20 protein-coding genes and 2 pseudogenes are annotated in these 18,342 nt (G+C 33.3%); 18 read left to right on the top strand and 4 right to left on the bottom strand.

The features are described from left to right. The first annotated feature begins 6 nt into the window (after positions 1–6). The 3 genes from dcm to ABT996_RS06055 are packed head-to-tail and all read left to right on the top strand — an operon-like array spanning position 7 to position 3,990. The gene (gene dcm, locus ABT996_RS06065; protein ID WP_035448629.1) at positions 7–1,266 is read left to right on the top strand and encodes a DNA (cytosine-5-)-methyltransferase; all 1,260 of its coding nucleotides are present in this window, start codon (positions 7–9) and stop codon (positions 1,264–1,266) included. Between the two features lie 20 nt (positions 1,267–1,286). Continuing rightward, entirely contained in the window at positions 1,287–2,693 is a 1,407-nt protein-coding gene (locus ABT996_RS06060) for an McrB family protein (RefSeq protein ID WP_052006374.1), read from the top strand. Further along, positions 2,677–3,990 carry a 5-methylcytosine restriction system specificity protein McrC gene (locus ABT996_RS06055; protein ID WP_035448627.1) on the top strand — a complete coding sequence of 438 codons (1,314 nt, stop codon included), beginning with the start codon at positions 2,677–2,679 and terminating at the stop codon, positions 3,988–3,990. The genes ABT996_RS06060 and ABT996_RS06055 overlap by 17 nt, the downstream gene beginning before the upstream one ends. 108 nt (positions 3,991–4,098) lie before the next feature. Here the strand turns inward: ABT996_RS06055 and ABT996_RS06050 are convergent, their stop codons facing one another. Further along, entirely contained in the window at positions 4,099–5,259 is a 1,161-nt protein-coding gene (locus ABT996_RS06050) for an AIPR family protein (protein WP_035448625.1), read from the bottom strand. Between the two features lie 59 nt (positions 5,260–5,318). Between ABT996_RS06050 and ABT996_RS06045 the strand changes: the two genes are divergently transcribed. Beyond that, a complete protein-coding gene (locus ABT996_RS06045; RefSeq protein WP_225361417.1) occupies positions 5,319–5,630 on the top strand; it encodes a helix-turn-helix domain-containing protein in 312 nt (103 codons plus the stop codon). Positions 5,631–5,782: 152 nt separating this feature from the next. Here the strand turns inward: ABT996_RS06045 and ABT996_RS06040 are convergent, their stop codons facing one another. Continuing rightward, positions 5,783–6,193 (bottom strand): hypothetical protein, encoded by a 411-nt coding sequence (locus tag ABT996_RS06040; RefSeq protein ID WP_035448623.1) that lies wholly within the window; start codon positions 6,191–6,193, stop codon positions 5,783–5,785. Positions 6,194–6,587: 394 nt separating this feature from the next. On the opposite strand from ABT996_RS06040, the gene cas6 reads away from it, so the two are divergent. From cas6 to ABT996_RS05975, 13 genes and pseudogenes are all read left to right on the top strand, one after another. Further along, entirely contained in the window at positions 6,588–7,187 is a 600-nt protein-coding gene (cas6, locus tag ABT996_RS06035) for a CRISPR-associated endoribonuclease Cas6 (RefSeq protein WP_081797087.1), read from the top strand. Next, complete coding sequence (locus tag ABT996_RS06030; protein ID WP_052006372.1) at positions 7,180–7,785, top strand: HD domain-containing protein; 606 nt, start codon at positions 7,180–7,182, stop codon at positions 7,783–7,785. The genes cas6 and ABT996_RS06030 overlap by 8 nt, the downstream gene beginning before the upstream one ends. A 3-nt stretch (positions 7,786–7,788) precedes the next feature. Continuing rightward, positions 7,789–9,489: a type III-A CRISPR-associated protein Cas10/Csm1 gene (gene cas10 / locus ABT996_RS06025; RefSeq protein WP_081797086.1), complete on the top strand. Its 1,701-nt coding sequence runs from the start codon at positions 7,789–7,791 to the stop codon at positions 9,487–9,489. Continuing rightward, positions 9,479–9,889: a type III-A CRISPR-associated protein Csm2 gene (gene csm2 / locus ABT996_RS06020; protein WP_052006370.1), complete on the top strand. Its 411-nt coding sequence runs from the start codon at positions 9,479–9,481 to the stop codon at positions 9,887–9,889. The genes cas10 and csm2 overlap by 11 nt, the downstream gene beginning before the upstream one ends. 5 nt (positions 9,890–9,894) lie before the next feature. Then, positions 9,895–10,572, top strand: coding sequence for a type III-A CRISPR-associated RAMP protein Csm3 (gene csm3 / locus ABT996_RS06015; protein WP_035448619.1), 678 nt, complete (start codon positions 9,895–9,897; stop codon positions 10,570–10,572). After that, complete coding sequence (gene csm4 / locus ABT996_RS06010) at positions 10,572–11,459, top strand: type III-A CRISPR-associated RAMP protein Csm4 (RefSeq protein WP_035448617.1); 888 nt, start codon at positions 10,572–10,574, stop codon at positions 11,457–11,459. Before csm3 ends, csm4 begins: the two co-directional genes overlap by 1 nt. A 9-nt stretch (positions 11,460–11,468) precedes the next feature. Then, a complete protein-coding gene (csm5, locus tag ABT996_RS06005; protein ID WP_035448615.1) occupies positions 11,469–12,470 on the top strand; it encodes a type III-A CRISPR-associated RAMP protein Csm5 in 1,002 nt (333 codons plus the stop codon). Between the two features lie 7 nt (positions 12,471–12,477). Next, positions 12,478–13,377 (top strand): annotated as a pseudogene (gene cas1 / locus ABT996_RS06000) (type II CRISPR-associated endonuclease Cas1). Beyond that, complete coding sequence (gene cas2 / locus ABT996_RS05995) at positions 13,377–13,685, top strand: CRISPR-associated endonuclease Cas2 (protein ID WP_035448613.1); 309 nt, start codon at positions 13,377–13,379, stop codon at positions 13,683–13,685. Before cas1 ends, cas2 begins: the two are co-directional and overlap by 1 nt. 583 nt (positions 13,686–14,268) lie before the next feature. Beyond that, a complete protein-coding gene (locus tag ABT996_RS05990; protein ID WP_035448610.1) occupies positions 14,269–14,799 on the top strand; it encodes a hypothetical protein in 531 nt (176 codons plus the stop codon). A gap of 5 nt (positions 14,800–14,804) precedes the next feature. Beyond that, entirely contained in the window at positions 14,805–15,437 is a 633-nt protein-coding gene (locus ABT996_RS05985) for a hypothetical protein (RefSeq protein WP_035448608.1), read from the top strand. A 46-nt stretch (positions 15,438–15,483) separates the two neighbouring features. Continuing rightward, a complete protein-coding gene (locus tag ABT996_RS05980) occupies positions 15,484–15,948 on the top strand; it encodes a hypothetical protein (RefSeq protein WP_146024644.1) in 465 nt (154 codons plus the stop codon). 22 nt (positions 15,949–15,970) lie between these two features. Further along, positions 15,971–16,516 carry a hypothetical protein gene (locus tag ABT996_RS05975; protein WP_010688313.1) on the top strand — a complete coding sequence of 182 codons (546 nt, stop codon included), beginning with the start codon at positions 15,971–15,973 and terminating at the stop codon, positions 16,514–16,516. 111 nt (positions 16,517–16,627) lie between these two features. On the opposite strand, the gene ABT996_RS05970 is transcribed toward ABT996_RS05975, so the two are convergent. Continuing rightward, a complete protein-coding gene (locus ABT996_RS05970; protein WP_035448605.1) occupies positions 16,628–17,158 on the bottom strand; it encodes a sunset domain-containing protein in 531 nt (176 codons plus the stop codon). A gap of 148 nt (positions 17,159–17,306) precedes the next feature. Then, positions 17,307–17,978, bottom strand: coding sequence for a sunset domain-containing protein (locus ABT996_RS05965; RefSeq protein WP_052006369.1), 672 nt, complete (start codon positions 17,976–17,978; stop codon positions 17,307–17,309). Between the two features lie 163 nt (positions 17,979–18,141). Between ABT996_RS05965 and ABT996_RS05960 the strand changes: the two are divergent. Continuing rightward, a pseudogene (locus tag ABT996_RS05960) lies at positions 18,142–18,260 on the top strand (6-phospho-beta-glucosidase); the annotation flags it as partial. Positions 18,261–18,342 lie beyond the last annotated feature (82 nt).

Below are 18,342 nucleotides of genomic sequence, written 5' to 3'. Positions count from 1 at the left end.
TTTTATATGAACAAATTGAGATTAGCCACTGCTTTTAGCGGCATAGGTGCTATTGAACACGCAATCGAACGTTTAAATATCCCTTATGAAATTGTTTTTGCTTCTGATAATGGGGAAATTGAATTAGATATGTCAGAAGAAGAAATTAAAAAAAATATTGTCGGTATGACACAAGTTGAAAAGAAAGAATATATTGATCAGTTATATCTAAATAGTAGGAAGACAAATTATGTAGAGAAATCTTATTTTGCTAATTATGAAATTAGTAAAGATAAATTTTTTCAAGATGTAAGATTTATTGATGGATACGAATTTAGAGGAACTGTAGATCTGTTTGTGGGCGGAAGTCCCTGTCAAAGTTTTTCAATGGTAGGAAAAAGGGGGGGATTTGATGACACTCGAGGAACGTTATTTTATGAGTATGCTCGACTAGTTAAGGAAATACAGCCAAAAGCTTTCATTTATGAAAATGTTAGGGGACTATTGAGCCATGATAATGGGAATACTTGGGAAATAATGAAAAATGTTTTTAGCGATTTAGGATATGATTGGTCCTACAAAGTAATGAATTCTAGGCACTACGGTGTTCCTCAGAATAGGGAAAGAATTTATGTTGTAGGGATAAAAAAAGATATAGCACATAAAAAATTTGAATTTCCTGAGCCTGTAGAATTGAAAAAGACAATGAAAGACTATTTGGAAAGTAATGTAGCAGAAAAGTATTACCTAGGTAAAAAAGGTATAGAGTTTGTAATAAATCATAAAAATCTCATGAAGCGATATACACAAATAAATGGTGATGTAGCGTTATGTGAGACAAAAAATCAACAATTTAATTGGCATGGAGATTTTCGTTTCGAACCTTTTGAGTCTATTGATTCAGAAGATGGAAAAGAAATTGCTGAAAAATATTATTTATCAGATAAGTTAGTTAACTACGTTATGTCTTCTGGAACAAAAGGATTTTATTCTAAACCTGAAATTGATTTAGATGTTGCAAGACCATTGTTATCTACAATGATGAAGATGCACAGGGCAGGAGTAGATAATTATGTAACTACTGCAGGAAGAATTAGGAAGTTGACACCTAGGGAATGTTTAAGATTGATGGGATTTAGTGATACTTTTAAAATTGAAGTATCTGATACACAAATTTATAAGCAAGCAGGAAACTCTATAGTTGTTGATGTCCTTATGCGTATCTTAATAAATTTAATAGATACAAGGGTATGGGATAATTCAACAGAGCAAATTGCATTATTGTAAAATTAGGAGTATGAAAACAGATGGTTGAAATATATAGTAAGCTAATAAATATACCTAGTAGTTTTGTTTTAAAAAATCACAAGTTAAAATCTGATACGGGGTCAGGAGAAGCAAAAATCTATATAGGATCTACTAGTGATGTGGAGTTATATAATTTTTTTGATAATTTCGATGATAGTAATAAATATATTATTGATATTGGAAATTTAAAAAAATATTTTGAAGAGTCACTTGTAGAATATACTACTGAGAAGTATAAGTGTACGGATACGTATAAAAATATCCAAGATAATATACAGTTTATAAAAGATATTCAAAAGAATTATAACTATGTGGCAATAAATTTGAAGAAATATGAGGATAGTACACGGGTATATTTTAAATTTGAGGATAAGAAAATAGGAGATGGATTACGGAATTTATTATTTCCAAGAGTTTCACACATTGAGTTTAGAAAAGATAAAAATCAATTCAAAATGATTTTTAAATATATTAGTGGTGGGACTGAATCGGATGATCAGAGCTATACCGAATATACTAGTAAATTAATAAAGGCAAAAAATATTATTCTCCATGGTGCTCCAGGAACAGGAAAAACATACTTAGCTAATAGAATAGCTATGGAATTAACAGGACTATCAAAAGATAAACTAAGAAATAGCGATCAATATGAATTTGTTCAATTTCATCCTAACTATGATTACACGGATTTTGTTGAAGGATTACGTCCAGTTTTGAATAGTAAAAGTAAAGATGACGATGAGAATAATGATGGCAACGATAAAGGTGAAATATCGTTTGAAAGGGTTGACGGATCGTTTAAGCACTTTTGTAAGGCTGCCATAAAGAATCCATCTAAAAACTATGTATTTGTGATTGATGAAATAAATCGTGGAGAAATCTCTAAGATTTTTGGTGAGTTGTTCATGATTATTGATCCAGGCTACCGTGGTAAGAAAGAATATGCGGTTTCAACTCAGTATTCTAACATCAATGGTAATAAAAAATTCTATATTCCAAATAATGTTTATGTGATCGGAACAATGAATGATATTGATCGCTCAGTTGATAGTTTTGACTTTGCAATGCGACGGCGTTTTCGTTTTATCGAAATTACAGCAGAAGAAGCAATGACAATGTGGAATGGCAACTTAGCTGCTGATGAGATTTCCAAGGCGACTGAACGTTTAAAAGCTCTGAATGAGGAAATATCAAGAATCGATGAATTAAATGAAAACTATCATGTAGGCCCAAGCTATTTCTTGAAATTAAAAGAAATCGATTATGACTATAAAGTTTTATGGACGGACTATCTAAAACCGTTACTAGAGGAATATCTTCGTGGCTCGCTAGATGCAGAAGAATCTTTAAAACGACTTTGGTTCGCATACAATGGTGAAGGTACAGAAGATGAAGATAAGGGATAATACCTATTACCCAAAGCATGAATTTAATAAAAGTTATCCATTACTTTCAGAAAAACTACTTGATCGGACGCTAGCAGATTTAGCTGAAAAAGAGGATATTCTTGTCTTTCCAACTGATTTGTCAAAAATTAAAGATTTAGATGATGATAACAAGATAGTTGAGGGTATAAATGACAGTGTCCACTTTAAAAATATTGTTGGCTTTATTGGACAAGGCTCTGAAAATTTAGTTATTCAGTCACGTTTTTCAGAGCAAAACAGTGATTATTTTTTTAACTATTTGCTTCAAAGGGTTTTGAATATCAATATTGTTGATTTGGAAACAGACATTTCATTTGATCAATACTTTTATCAACTATTGATATATGTATTTCCTAAATATTTAAATTCTGCAATGCGGAAAGGGGTGTATAAAGAGTATCGTAAGTTTGAGTATAATGACAGCAATGTAAGAGGTGTACTAGATATAGCTAGACATGTCCGCGTCAATATCCCTTTTAGAGGAAATATTGCTTATTCCACCCGAGAATTTACTTTTGATAACGACCTTATGGAACTGATTAGGCATACGATTGAATTTATCAAGTTATCCGAAAATAATTCGAAAAATATCTTGCGTAGTTCTAAAATGACCCAAAAGAATGTAGCTGCGGTAATTGAAGCCACACCTAGGTATCAAATCAATAATCGCAGAAAGATCATCAATGCTAATAAAGTAGCTCCTGTACGACATGCTTATTATACTGAGTATCGGATACTGCAGAGAATTTGCTTAATGATCTTGACGGGGCAAAAACATGGTCTTAATAGTAATGGAAATAAGGTAAAGGGAATATTATTTGATGTGTCATGGTTATGGGAAGAGTATGTTAATTTATTGTTGGGTGATGATTTTAAGCATCCACAAAATAAAACAAAAGAAAACGGGATATTTCTATACAGTGAAATGTATAAAAGACATAGAAATCTTCGAGTTTATCCTGATTTTTATAATGCTGCAACCATAATTGATACTAAATATAAGCAACTTGATAGTAGTATCAAGCGTGAAGATCGTTACCAAATTATTTCGTATCTGCACATTTTAAACTGTAAGAATGCGGGAGTTTTTTATCCTACAAAAGAGGTTGGTGGTTTGGATAAAATCGGTAATTTATCTGGTTTAGGTGGAACTATTTTTAAGTATGGGCTAAGTATTCCACAAGAAGTAGCTGATTTTTCTGAATTTTCTGAGGAAATGCTGAAAAGTGAACAAGATGTAATGACCAATTTGGTAGCGAAACTTAATAACGCATAATAAGGGATTTATATCATATCTTCGAAAGTGTACATCAAAAAATACGAGTATCTGTAATTTTTATTTATAACTACAGATACTCGTATTTTATTTAAAAGTTAAGTGTAATTATTTGTTCTTAAGCATTTCGCGGAACATTTCATTTTCTACCTTAGAATAGTTATTGGACCAAATTGAGGTGTTTTTTCCAGCATCTTGAGGATTGTTACGAGAGCTTTCAAGAGTATTTTTTACTAAACTTGAGCCAACCGTATCCCACATTGTGAATGGATTGATTTTCCATGAAAGTTTTTTATTGTTTTCTTCAATTAAGACACGAAATGCACCAAATACGGGTAATATATATCCCGCTGATACTCGGTAGTCCGTATCATTTTCTAAAAAGAGTGTTTGGAGAGGTTTTCCGTTGCTTTTCTGTTTTTCAACGCCACGTAAACCACCAAATTTACCAGTTGGATTATATTCTAAATATTTAGTTCTAAATTCTAATTCGATTTTATCGTATAATTGTACTAGATCAGGCAAGATTTTAGCTAAACTATCATAATAGCCAGTTTTATTATCCAAATCTTTTTTGATATCTTTGAACACCATTGCTTTACCAGAATAAGCTTGAGTTGGAGTGGTATTGGCATTTGGAAACTTATATATATTATAAGCAAATAATAGTTTTAGAAGCTCAATTATTGGTAAGCGTTCCTTAGAATTATCTTTAATAGCAATGTCGTTTGAATAAGGCTCATTTTTAATGGCTTCTTTGATAAAATCAAACTTATCATCTAATTCGTATAAAGCAATATCTGAAACAGAAGCAGAGGTGTTTCGAGCATCGGCAATACGTGAAACAAATAATTCTTTACCAACGATAATTTCTAGCTTAACAAATTTGTCAATAGTTTCAGGTAGCTCGTTTCGATTGTCTATTATTGCAGTATAAGTATGTCCCCCATCTAGAATACCAAATTTTGTGGGATCATCACCTAAATCTAAAACTACAGTGTTATTATTTGAATTAAATTTGAAGCTTTTAGCAACGATAACAATTCCACGATTATTGATATCAAAATCTGTTTCAGGTGCTTTGACGGCAGCTATAAGTGATTTGGCGACTGCTGTGTTCATTTTAGGCTTTCTAGGGTTAACATCTAATGGTAACCCACTAGGTAGGTCTTTGAAGTTGACATAAGTAAAATAAGTTGTGACATTTTTTTGCGAGGGAGAGTTGATTGTTCTAACAGATTCAACTTTAAAATTAATTTTTGATACCATGAGCGGTACCTCCTTTCTATATTATGAAATTATGATATCAACAAAAAAACGTATATAAAATGAACCAAGGTTCTAAATGTGATATAATATCAACTATGACAATAAGAAAAGAAGAAAATCGAAATAAAGATGTTGGACAAGTTTTACAAAAATACCGTCTAAGATTAACTGATATTCCGAAGTCTAGACAGGCATTTATTGATGATCGAAGTAGAAAATTTTTTGATAATACTGAATGGATAAGTGAAAAGACACTTGGTAACTATGAAACTGGAAAAAATATACCGACGTTACTTAATCTAAAAAAATTATCAATGGCTTTAGAAGTTGATATTGAGGAACTACTTACAGAAATTGTAAGATTATTGTAAAATGGATTGTCAATGAATTTTTAAAGTATTAATATGAAATATTGTTAAAGGAAAAGATAGCTTGAAAAAATCTAGATATTTTTAATAGGGATAACATATAAGATAAGGGCAGATATCTCCACACAGTGGTAGCTATCCGCCCTATTTGTGCTCTATCTAAAAGGATAATTCCCGTAAATGATGCCACGCAACGCATTTGCATTGAGATCTTTGGTGAGAAGCCACCATCTTGGCATCATTATGGTGACTGGTTCAAATTCACAGGCTTTGATGTGTTGCATGACATTGACGCGAAGTGAAACAAAAAATGAATTTGGGACCGTCTTCTGTTTTTTAGCAATACTATCTAGCGTGGGTGGAACTGGTCTTCGAAGCTCTCGCCACTTCTTATCTACGTGATACTCAAGGATAGCTGAAGCATAGGAAAGTGATTCTGTTAGATCCATTTTCTCAGTTCGGATGACTAGTTTTTGAATGTCTAAAACAAAAAAATCATAGCCTTCTTTGTCGTTAGCGACTGCAAAAGCTGGAAAATGGAGCATGACCTTAGGTTTTAGTGCCATATATATTTCCCCCTTTTATTTTATATTTAAGTAAATAGATTTACTTGGGACTTCACTGTAGCACTTTTGGTAAGTAAAAGGGGGATAATTAGTAATTTGTTATAATTTCTAGACTTTGGGCACAATAATGTATTTAAGGAAGTCTAAAATGTTTAAAAAATAATAAAAACCAGACTCAATACTATTTAAATTATTAAATATAAAAATACAGGAAGTTGATATAATTGAAATGTGTAATTTTAAGGAGAAAAATATTGAAGAAGATAAGACTATTTATAAAAAATGATGCTATGTTGCAGATAGATGAAAAGTGGGGAAGATATTTACAGGGATGGATGATGGAAAATATAGAACCTAATATTGCTGAAATACTACACGAAAAACATATCAGACCATATTCATTGTCTGTAATAAAGGAAAAAATTCTCATATATTCGAATTTAATTTTTTAAGTGAAGATTTAGATCACAGTATATCTCCTATTTTTGATGATATAAAGATAATTAATTTAAACGATAAACAATTTTTTATAGAAAAAGTTGAAACAAATACTTTATCTACTGCCGAATTAGCAACAAGCTTTTATAAAGAGGATTCCACGAAAGAATTTGAAATTTTTTTCAAGACACCTACGAGTTTTAAATCAAATGGAGAAAATATTTTTTTGCCAAATATGCATTATATATTCCAAAATTTAATGAGTAGATACAGTGAAGTATTTGAAGGAACACCTTTAGTAGAAAAGGAATTATTAAAAGAAGTTTGTAAGAATACAAAAATAGTTAGTTATAAAGTTCAATCGAGCTACTACCCTATCCATAGAGTATACATTCCTGGATTTATCGGAAAAATAAAGATTCGTTGTACTGGTGCACAAACCTTAGCAAATTATATTGGAATGTTATTAAGATTTGCAGAGTATTCAGGAATTGGTGTAAAAACGACAATGGGGATGGGGGCAGTAAAAGTCAGAAAGGTTTATAAGAATGGATAAAAAGCAAATTGCTCTTTTTTATGGAGCAGTATTACATGATATAGGAAAAGCTGTTCAAAGAAAGGATAATTTACAAATAAAACATCCAATTATAGGAGCAAATTATCTAAAACAATTTGATGTATCAAAAGATATTTTAGAGCAAGTTAGGTATCATCATGTTTCATCATATGAAAGTTCAAAAAAAGATGGAATAGAATCTGCGGGTTTAAGTAAAGATAGTTTAGCATATATTACCTATATAGCTGATAACATTAGTAGTGCTACAGACAGGAAACGGAATGATATTAGTGATACTAGAAATAATTATGGAAAATTTTATAGTAATATTGAGCTAGAGGATATATTTAATCGTTTTGGAAATGTACATTCTGAGCGACATATGTTGCCACAGATGTTAGATTTGAAGATAAAAAATATTTTTCCACAAGAGTCGAGGGTAGCACGTAACTTTTCGAAGGGAGAATATGCAGTTATTGTAGATAAAATAACTGAAAATTTATCAAAACTAGAATTTTCTGAAGAATATATGCAGAGTGTTCTTCATTTGTTAGAAGCTACGATGAGTTATATTCCAAGTTCGACTGACAGTAAGTAAGTTATTGATATATCTTTATATGATCATCTTAAATTAACTGCTGCTTTTGCAGGAGCGATTCAACAATATTTACAAGAAAATAGTATTACTGACTATGAAGAAGCATTGCTTAAGAGAGAAAAAAATTTCGTGAAAAAGAAAGTATTTTTATTGGTGGCGTTCGATATCTCTGGGGTGAATGACTTTATCTACACTATTACAAGTGAGGGTGCTTATAAACAGTTGCGAAGTAGGGCGTTCTATGTTTCGATTATTAACGAATGGCTTAGTGATACTTTGTTAGATCGTTGTAACCTGACTAGGGCTAATTTACTCTTTTCATCAATGGGAAAGACATACTTTCTTTTAGCTAATACTTGTGAAAATAAAGAAGTAATTTCAAATCTTGAAAAGGCGTTTAATGAATTTTTAGCGAAAACATATTCTCTAAAGTTACAGGTACATTTTGGAATGAGCGAAGTGTCTGCAAATGACTTGCAAAATAATAATATGCAAGATAAATATAGTGGGATGTTTGAAAATATTGAACAACAAATTAAAAATAAAAAATTATCTAAAGGGTCTGGGAAAATATTGCGGATGTTAAATTCTGAGGTTCCTTTAGATGGACGAGAGTGTAGTGTCTGTCACAGCATTTCTAACCTCGAAAGAGATACCAGTAAATGTTACTTCTGTATGAAATTAGAAAAATTCTCAAATGCGATCCAACAAGAAGAAAATTTTGTAGTAAATGGACAAGATGGTGGTCTTCCTTTGGGATTTGATAAATATCTTCATGCTCTTAGTAATGATGGAATACTTACGTCAAACGATATTACATATACGAAAAACAAATTCAATATAGGATCACAGCCAAAAACATATTTATGGATTCCTGATTATAGTGATTTAGAAAAAAATGAATTTAACTTGTATGTTGAACGCAATTGGACTGACAGAGGCATAAAACGATTAGGTGCATTGATTTGTGGGATCGATGATCTTAAATGGGCTATGTTAGCAGGATTTTCAGAACAAAATGGGGGAATGTTTATGTCTTTAAGTAGGAGTTCTACTTTAATGCGAAGACTAAATATGTTTTTACAAGTATATTTAAATAGTTTTGCCAAAGAAATGAAATTAAAGGGAACTTTCATTCATTCTAATGGAGGAGAGATATTTATTTTGGGAGCATGGGATTCATTATTGGATTTTGCCATGGAAATAAATAAAAAATTTGCTGAATGGACAGGAAAGAAAATGTCAGTTTCGATGGGGTTAGGGATTTTTTCGAAAAAAATTCCAATAAATGTTATTTCAGAGAAAACTAAATTGTTGTATCAGGTGGCTAAAAATAATGATGGAGATTCTATCTGCTTATTTGATCAGAATATTTGCTATAACCTTGAAGATTTTACTGAAAATGTATATGGTGAGAAATTTTCAGAAGTAAAAGAATTCTTTGATAATACGAATGAAAAAGGGAGCAGTTTTATCTATACATTGATTGACTTACTCAGAAATAGCACGAACAAACTTTCTTTTGCAAGATTAGTTTACTGTTTAGCAAAGGTTGAAGAGAGAATAACAGATAAGACGGCATTTAAAAAATTTTCAGATAAGATAGTTGAATGGTTCAATGATCCAATGGAAGCTATGAATTTAGAATTAGCATTAATGATATATGTTTATAAAAATAGAAGGGAAAATAGCCGTGGAAAATAGGGAAAAGCTAGTTAAACCAGTCATAAAATTTAAAAATAGCACATATGTGGATGAAGCAAAGATCGTAATTAGCGAATTAAAAAAAGTTAACTTTAGAGTAAGTGGAGATACTTTAACCACTTCACAGTTGAGAAATTTGTTAAGCTTTACGAGCTCTATTTACGATGAAGCGAGAAATCAAGGTATTGAATCAGTATTAGATCGAATTGCATATTTAAGAGTACAGTTTATTTATCAAAGTGGGAGAAATGCTGCAGTTAGGAAATTAGTTGATCTAACACAAATAGATACAATAATTCGTGTTATTCAACAAAATAAGGATGAAAAATACTTAATGAGATTATGCCACTACATGGAAGCATTAGTTGCGTTTTTTAAATATTATGGTGGCAAGGAGTAAATATTATGAGCAATTATGCAAAATTAAAACTATCAGGTGTTATTGAAATTAAGAGTGGATTACACATTGGAGGAGGAAATGAATTTTCAGCAATTGGTGCTATTGCTTCTCCTGTTGTTAAAGATCCACTGACGAATTTACCGATTATTCCGGGATCATCTTTGAAGGGGAAAATGCGGTTTCTATTATCAAAAGTGTATAATGATCGTGTTTCGATGAGTTCGACACCTAATAATGATAATTATAGAATAACTAGACTTTTTGGCGCTACAAGTGTTGAAGGCAAGGATAATATAATTAGAGCTAGATTGTTATTCAGAGATTCGGAATTTATTAATACTGAAGAACTAAAAGAAAAGGGAGTTCGGTCCTATACAGAGGTAAAATTTGAAAATACTATCAATCGATTTACAGCTGTTGCAAATCCAAGACAAATTGAACGAGTTATCAAGGGAAGCAAATTTTCATTTGAATTGATTTATGAAGTAGATAAAGTTGGTGAAGTAGTAGATGACTTTAAGACGATTTTTGATGGCTTGAAGCTACTAGAGATGGATTATTTAGGTGGCAGTGGTAGTCGTGGATATGGTAAAGTCGCATTTAGAGACTTAAATATTAATAATGTTTTTGGAGAATATAATACTGACGAACTAGTAAAACTTTTAGAAGGATATGGGATTTAATGAAATATAAAATCTATAAATTTAATTTTAAAAGTGCACATTTTGGTAATGGAATTTTAGCAAGCAGTGAACCAACTTTTACAGCTGATCGTTTATATAGTGCTTTGTTTCTTGAAGCCATGAAGTTACATCGAGAAAAAGAGTTTTTAGAATTAACCAAGGAAAATAAATTTAGGATGAGTGATTCTTTTCCGTATATGGGAGAACCTTATTTACCCCTTCCCTTAGAAATTCCTTTGGGTATTCTTGAGCAATCAAACTTAAAAAAGAAATATCAAGATCAGGAGTTGCTCAAACAGGTAGAGTATCTTCCCATATCACTATGGAAAAAATTTTGGTCAGGTGATTTGACGGTAGATGAGTTAATAAATTATCAAAGCGATTTATTTACAACAGAAACATTTGTTAAAAAAGGAAAAGATCCATTTAATATTGGAGTAAATTATTACGGTAAAACAACTCTTTATATTATAGCGACTGAGAGTGAGTTATTGGATACATTGCTGATCAGCTTGCAATATAGCGGATTAGGTGGAAAAAGAAGTAGCGGACATGGAGCTTTTAAACTTGAGAAGATGGATTTACCAGCATTTTTTAAAAATAAGTTGAAGTTTTCGGGGAGAAAATCACTATTACTGACTACAAGCTTACCTAGAGATGAAGAACTAGATGAAGCTTTGGTAGATTCAAAGTATTCATTGGTGAGAAGAAGTGGATATGTTTACAGTGAATCTGCTAAAAAAATGCTAAGGAAAAAGATATTGTACAAGCTTAAAGCAGGATCGGTATTTAGTTATACATATCAAGGGGGAATTTATGATATAAGACCACAGTATTTTGAACATCCTGTCTGGAGTTATAGTAAAGCATTATTTTATCAAATTTAAGGAGCTATTATGAGAAATAAGTATATATTGACATTAATGACGCTTGCTCCGGTCTCTATAGGTAATGGAAATACATATTCTTCTAAAGAATATATATTGGAAGATGGATACTACTATTTCCCAGAAATGAGCAAACTATACAGTACTTTGTGTAATAAGTATCCTGAAAAAGTAAAGCGTTTTGAGAATTTTCTTGGTGAGCCAAATAATAAAAAGAAGACTAGATTGACTGAATTTCTAGTGAAAGAAAATATCGTTGAAAGAGATTTTAATGGATATAAAATAAAGGCAACTGGATATGAGACTGATCGAAGAAATGGAAATCTAAATGAGATCAAGCAATTTACTAAGGATGCATATGGTGTAGCTTATATTCCAGGAAGCTCATTAAAAGGGGCCTTACGGACAGTTTTAGAAAACGAGCATTTTAAGTCAAAAACAATTATTTGGGGTGCAAAAAATAATAGGGAATTTTTTGATATTTTCCATAATATTCGGGTTGGTGATAGTGATGGAATTTCATCGGATCGGTTGACACTTGTTCAAAAATGGGATTATTCTTACCAGAAAAATTGTGTAAAGAAATTAATGGTTCATAGAGAAGCAATTAAACCAATGACAACTGTTAAATTTGAAATTGATACTATAGGGAGTGAGGCAGCTGAATTAGTTGAATTGCTTGAGCTATACTCTAAGCAACATCAGAAACGCTACAGAGATAAATATTTGAATTTAATTCCAGATAAAAGTCTTATCCAAAAAGATTTACGTACAACTTTGTATTTAGGTGCAGGAAGTGGCTTTTGGTCTAAAGTCGATATGGAAAGAGTAAATTTAGATAAAATTGGACCTAGACGTGGAAAAATGAAGATGAAAGGAAGAGGAGCCTTTAAATTGACAAAGTATTACAATAAAGCATCACACGGTGAAAAAGAGTATGGATTAATAAATAACAGGCAAAATTTATATGAGATGGGAAAATGTATTTTTTCGATCGAGAAAGTTGAATAAGTACTAAATGCGCAATATAGTATACGTTGAAAATCGGCAGGTAGTTACTGTCAAAAAGTATAGTCTTAGATTTTTTAATATGGTAACCAAAGAGGAACGGTTTATTCCGTTTGAAGATATTGACTATCTCATTTTTGATACAGGGAGTAGTTTATTTTCTGAAAAATTAGTTGAGAAATGTATTGAGAATAGGATATCATTACTGTTTATGGATCGTAAGCATACTCCAGTTGCAGCGTATGAATCAATATATGGTCAAGAAAATAGATTAAATACATTAAAAAAATAATTTAAAGCTACTAGTCGTTTTAAAAGGCGCATATGGAGAAAAATAGTAATTGCAAAGATTCAAAATCAAGCAATTTGTATTGAGCAAAATTGCAATGATGAAGAAACTCCTTATTTATTACGAGATGTTAGTCAGAAAGTAACTGAAGGTGACGGTAAAAACTATGGATCGTATGCAGCAAGAAAGTATTTTCCGATTTTATTTGGAAAGAATTTTAAACGTGGAAGATATTCTGATATTGTAAATGCTGGGCTAAATTATGGATATGCGATTCTGAGATCAGTTATCAGAAATGAATTGATCATGCATTCATTGGAACCAAGTTTTGGCATTCATCACGTTTCGGTCAATAATCCTTATAACTTATCGGATGATTTGATTGAGCCCTTTCGTCCTTTTGTTGACAGTTTGGTATTTGAAAATATTTATGATAAGGGGACAAATGAATTGGACAAGAAAATGTTAGTAGGCGTTTTGATGGAACGCTGCGTTATTGACGGAAAAGTTTATCGTTTGGGTGATGCGATTCGAAAAACTGTGGAATCTTATTTGAGGTGTCTAAATACCAATGCGATATCTGATATTCTGTTACCACAGATGATAGAAGGTGGACGGTGATGATGTTACTTTTGTGTTTTGGCCTGCCAAGAGATAGTAGGGAAGAGAGAAAACAAGCAGCTGAATATCGTAAACGACTGGTAGAATTGGGATTTTCCATGAAACAGTATAGTTTGTATGAGCGTGAAGTTAGATATAAAAGTACGAGGAACCGATTGATTGAAATCTTGAAATCAGAGTTGCCAGATAGTGGTAAAATTACGCTGTATTTACTACCGGATGAAATTAATAATAACCAAGTGACCATTTTGGGAAATAATGTTAGTATTAATTATACTGACAAAGAACCTAAAGTTATTGTATTATGAATTTGACCTCGGTATGGTCTGTGGGAGTTCCGCTCCTTACAATATGAGGTGAGTTTGAGGACAAGAATTATTTGTTGAATGTGCATGTTGGTGCTGATTTTTATGTATAGTATTTAAAACCTATCTCCGACATAAGGAGACGAAAACCTTCTTAGCCTTCACGTTACCTTTTACTACTACAATTTAAAACCTAGCTCCAATGTAAGGAACCCTAAACTAATCTTTATGTGGAAAACATATTGAAAAAATTATTGAGAGAAGATGTATTATTGAAACAGAAGATATTGAAAATATTCCTTTGCCTAGTTACAGCAATGCTATCCGTATATTATGACTGGGGAATTTATGCTTTTTTTGTACTTATTGGGGCGGTGGCTCTTATTTTTAGTTTTCTAGATGATGGCTCGTTTTTTGAGGATTAGAGTTATCTGACGACCAACAATACTAGCGCTATCTGTGATTGGATAGCGTTTTTTTATGGTGTTTAAAATTATACAACAATAACAAATAGATGATAAAATATAGATATAAGTCAATAATTTTTTAGGTATTTTCACTACTGAGGGGGTGCTCATATGCAGGGATGGAAAGAAGTGTTATTAGCATTTGGAGTGACACTCAGTATAGGTTCATTTATGGAATAGTGCTGTTGCTAAATTCAGGTAGAAAAATCGATAAGAGCCAACAAGAGATCCGCCAAGAAAAAGTCACGCAAGCTCAATCGGCGCGAAACAGTGAATCTAGGTCAGATGCAAAGAGCACCACAATAGAAGTGCCGGAATATGAGACAGAAAGTATTGATGAAGGTAGAGTAGCTAGTAGCGAGAGTATTGAAATCTCAGAATATGAGACACCTAATATTGAAAATGAGATCCCGGAAAATGGTTTTGATCATCAAGAAAGTCCAAGGCATAATCATGATTGGTGGTTATACCCGGAATATTGGCGAGTTCAAGGTGCTAGAAAACTAAATGAAAATGAGAGAGCGTATATATGTATGTCGTGTAATAAGCTAAAAATTGTAGATATTACACTTTCAGTAGCTGAACCACATGAGCATATGTACTCTAGTGATGGTTGTTATATTTGTGGTGAAAAAGCTAACGGGAGATGATCTAGATGGATCAATGGAAAACAGCAGTACTTAGTTTTTTGATAGTGGTATCAACTGGGATAGCTATAACCATGTTGCTTTTGATCAATTCTGAAGGTAGAGCAAATCGTACTCAAAACGAACAAACTATTGTAACTACAAAGCAAAGTAGCTCTAGTAGAGAAAGTGCCAAAACTACTGAAATTATTATAAATGAGCCCGACAATGGTGAGATATCTGGAACTGTGGAAGAGTCCCAAGATAATACTAAAAATATCTCCGAGCCTATACAACAGATCAAAGGAATGGAAAATCCAGTTTGGTTTGATGAGTGTGTGGCAAATGGACACGATGCTTTTATTGTGGGTGCAGTTCATGGGCATACGACAACTTTTGTTTGTAATGATTGTGAAAACAATGAAATGATAGTCAACGAAGAAACTTATCCTTGCCTAATGGAAGAAAGTCTCAGGTTGGAAGGGGCAGGATATGAATTGGTAGGTAAACAACATGGGATATTATATGAATTTCCCGGGTTTATTCAATGTATAAATGATCAGCATCAAACACGTGGAATTACTAATGAATCAACGGGAAATCTAATGATTTGTGATACTTGTAAAAACTATTATATTTTTACTAAGGACTCAGGAAAATAAGAGGCGAATAATGCGAAAGTTATGTACTCCGTTTGGAAAATTTTGGTTGACAGCTGATGATAGTCTAGTTGATTTTACGTTAGTTGATGTGACTAAAACTGCTATTGCAGATATGCAAAAACAAGATTTAGCCTATAACTTGGAAAAAGCGTATATTTTAGTGCCACATTTACCAGAAAATTTTATTGAGCTAACATTGCAACTTTGTGCTAATTTTGAAGTTTGTTCTCAAGAACCAATAGATGTTGTTAGTGATGAGTATTTCTGTGGTGAAATGTGGGCAAGAAAAAATTATGTCTTCGCAGCTGCAGTGAGAGTGGATAATGGTGAACTTGATGAATATGGAACTGCATCAGAAATTGAACTTCCGAGTTATTATAAAGTACCAGCTAAATTTCGTGATAAATTAAGCTTTAAGTTAGCATATAAGCAGTTAGATGATTTTTTAACAGTAGAGAAAAGTAAGTTTTGCGACTTATCACTTGATTTTGCAATGAATATGACAAATTAGAGCATGACTAGGAGATGCCTTCATGAATGGATGGAAAGAAGTATTAAGTATTTTTGCAGTGACGATCAGTGTTGGATTGCTCATTGGGATGCTACTTTTGATCAATTCAACTAAAAAGATCGACAAGAGCCAACAAGAGATCCGCCAAGAAAAAGTTACGCAAGCCCAATCGGAACGAAGCAGTGAATCTAGATCAAAGGCATCAAGCACCACAGTAGAAGTGCCAGAAGCTGAGACGACTTATGATACGACCGAAGAAGTAGCGCCAGCCGTAGAGAATACAGGTGAATATGAGATCGTTGGTGATCCGATCGATTATACCGATGCACCAGGACCACAAGCGCCAGCGTGGTACTATGAGTGTGATGCCAAAAACCATCGGACGCAGTATATTGAGCGTATTCAATCAGACAAATCAACGGATGAAAGACCAGTCTATTGTGGTTCATTTATCTGTCATACAGACCATTTTTATCAAGATTTTGAGAATTTATTCTATATCTCCCCAGAAAAAGAAGCATATATTTCTTCACTGCAAGAATCTTATCGGCAAAGTAGTAGCGATTAAGGTTGTCCCATTTTTGAGAGGCAATTGGACAAACCTGTGTTACCCATACAACATATGTATGATATTAAATAAGGTATACAGAAAATCTCGTTTTCTGTACACCTTATAATTTTATCTCAATGAACGACGATAACCAGCTGCTTGCGCCTCGGCTTCAGTGTTGAAATAGACCGCATTTTCTGAGTTCATACGGTAGCCCCGTTGCCCGGGAACATGATAGATCATGCTTCGAGAATTACCGACGATCGTTCCTTGTGCATTAGCATCAGCGGTGTTCATATCGCCATTGTTAACCGGTGCATTCCCAGCTTGGCTATTGTTGTCGTTATTGTTAGCTTGTGCTTGTTCAGCTTGAGCCTGAGCAGCGGCACTTTCACTAGCTCGACTTGCTTCTTCTTGCGCGATACGTTCACTTTCGGCTTCCTCACTCTCGGATTCGGCAATACTTTCTGACTCTTCACGTTCACTTTCAGCTTCTTCGCTAGCAGCCTTTTCGCTTTCTTCTTTAGCAATGCTTTCTGAACGTGCTTCAGCTTCTGAACTATCTTCGCTACCACTAGAGCAAGCTGTCAAAAATGAAAATGATAGAAAAATAATTGCGATAACACTCAATAAAGAGTGCTTTTTAGACGTTTTCTCCATAATGACATACCCCTTAGATTTATTTTTAAATATAATTTAATTTCACTAAAATGGTAGGGGTTTCACAAAAGGAGATCGCTGTATAAAACCGCTAATTTAGTGTGATCGTACTAAAAAAGAGCACGCTAGAAAAACGTGCTCTTATCGGCTATCTGTAGGCTTTACGGTAACCAGCTGCTTGGGCTTCAGCTTCGGTGTTGAAATAGACCGCATTGGATGAATTCATACGGTAGCCTCGTTGGCCCGGAACGTGATAGATTATGCTATTGGCATTGCCCACGATCACACCTTGTGCATTGGCATCTGCGGTATTCATGTCACCGTTATTGACGGGGTGACCGCCTCCATTTGAGGCAGCAGGCTCTACAGTAGAGCTTTGATCAGCTGCAGTTTGTGCAGCAGCGACGCTTTCTGACTCAGCTTGTGCCTGTACTTTAGCACTTTCGCTAGCTCGACTGGCTTCTTCTTTTGCTACGCGTTCACTTTCTGCTCGGGCTAAACTTTCTGATGAAGCTTGTGCTTGAGCAATGCTTTCGGATGCTGCTTTGTTACTTTCAGCTTCTTCACTGTTTTTCTTTTCACTAGCAGCTTTTTTCTCTCTCGCTTTGCGTTTAGATTCAGCTTTAGCAGACGAGGCGATACTTTCGGAACGCTTTTTAGCTTCATCTGCTTTCTTTTTGGAACTCAAACTAGCCTGTGCTTCTGAACTATCAGCTTCTGTTTTAGTGGTTGGCGCAAAGGCTCCACATAAGATAAAGGCTAACACCGCAACGATGATGCTAGCTTTAGCGTGGCGTTTTTTTTTGGCTTGAATTTCCAAAAATAAATACTACTGATGAGAGCGCATAAAAAGATAAATGCAAATAAACTACTCACTATCAAAACTCATTTATATGAAAAATAATAAAGCTTAATTTTATATTAAATCGTACGCAATACGCAACCACTTGCAAGCAGTGGGCGTAGATCTTGTCTATTTGTTGTACTACAACAGTCGTGTCTTAAGTGGACAACAAAAAAGAATACAGAAGGAAGAGTCTTTTTTTCGCCGAAAAATCCATATCTAAAAGCAAGTGAGTGGGGCTGGCTGATCGATGCTTTGCCAAAGGGTCGATCTGAGGATGGAGTAGAAATCTAGGGAGCGCCTACGCAAAGAATCACTTTATTGGTACCAAGACTGGATA

Source organism: Ligilactobacillus sp. RTP31139st1_D10_RTP31139_211217 (assembly GCF_040226755.1).
GTDB lineage: Bacteria > Bacillota > Bacilli > Lactobacillales > Lactobacillaceae > Ligilactobacillus > Ligilactobacillus animalis.
This window is presented reverse-complemented; position numbering and strand designations above follow the sequence as displayed.

Coding starts and splice junctions, on each gene's coding strand:
- ABT996_RS05990 (WP_035448610.1), top strand. CDS start 14,269: ATGGAAAGAAGTGTTATTAGCATTTGGAGTGACACTCAGTATAGGTTC.
- cas2 (WP_035448613.1), top strand. CDS start 13,377: ATGATGTTACTTTTGTGTTTTGGCCTGCCAAGAGATAGTAGGGAAGAG.
- ABT996_RS06030 (WP_052006372.1), top strand. CDS start 7,180: ATGGATAAAAAGCAAATTGCTCTTTTTTATGGAGCAGTATTACATGAT.
- csm4 (WP_035448617.1), top strand. CDS start 10,572: ATGAAATATAAAATCTATAAATTTAATTTTAAAAGTGCACATTTTGGT.
- ABT996_RS06045 (WP_225361417.1), top strand. CDS start 5,319: ATGAACCAAGGTTCTAAATGTGATATAATATCAACTATGACAATAAGA.
- csm3 (WP_035448619.1), top strand. CDS start 9,895: ATGAGCAATTATGCAAAATTAAAACTATCAGGTGTTATTGAAATTAAG.
- ABT996_RS06050 (WP_035448625.1), bottom strand. CDS start 5,259: ATGGTATCAAAAATTAATTTTAAAGTTGAATCTGTTAGAACAATCAAC.
- ABT996_RS05970 (WP_035448605.1), bottom strand. CDS start 17,158: ATGGAGAAAACGTCTAAAAAGCACTCTTTATTGAGTGTTATCGCAATT.
- ABT996_RS06060 (WP_052006374.1), top strand. CDS start 1,287: ATGGTTGAAATATATAGTAAGCTAATAAATATACCTAGTAGTTTTGTT.
- ABT996_RS06055 (WP_035448627.1), top strand. CDS start 2,677: ATGAAGATAAGGGATAATACCTATTACCCAAAGCATGAATTTAATAAA.
- ABT996_RS05975 (WP_010688313.1), top strand. CDS start 15,971: ATGAATGGATGGAAAGAAGTATTAAGTATTTTTGCAGTGACGATCAGT.
- csm5 (WP_035448615.1), top strand. CDS start 11,469: ATGAGAAATAAGTATATATTGACATTAATGACGCTTGCTCCGGTCTCT.
- ABT996_RS05985 (WP_035448608.1), top strand. CDS start 14,805: ATGGATCAATGGAAAACAGCAGTACTTAGTTTTTTGATAGTGGTATCA.
- dcm (WP_035448629.1), top strand. CDS start 7: ATGAACAAATTGAGATTAGCCACTGCTTTTAGCGGCATAGGTGCTATT.
- ABT996_RS06040 (WP_035448623.1), bottom strand. CDS start 6,193: ATGGCACTAAAACCTAAGGTCATGCTCCATTTTCCAGCTTTTGCAGTC.